We start from the raw sequence: 241 nt of genomic DNA on the forward strand, positions 1-241 counted from the left end.
TGCTGTGTCGCGGCTTGCGGCAAAGACCCCGCCGCCGATTACCGCAACCGCTACACCACGGAAGTTGGCGCCAAGCGGGTGCTGGCCAAGCTGCACGGCTCCATCCCCGCCGTACTGGATGCCCACTTTGAACGGGTTATCCCTGAAATGGCCCAGCGCGGTGATGCCGTGGTTTTCGAAAGTGACCTTGGCCAGACGGCTGGCGTGATGTGGGCCGGTCAAGTGTGGGCCATGACGGATC

At 63.5% G+C, this 241-nt stretch carries 1 protein-coding gene; it reads left to right on the forward strand.

Annotated features, from left to right (window positions below):
• On the forward strand, window positions 1–241 hold a 241-nt coding region (locus B4920_RS27650), incomplete at both ends, for a hypothetical protein (RefSeq protein WP_216820130.1).

This window comes from Zoogloea sp. LCSB751, assembly GCF_002028455.1.
Taxonomy (GTDB): Bacteria; Pseudomonadota; Gammaproteobacteria; order Burkholderiales; family Rhodocyclaceae; genus Zoogloea.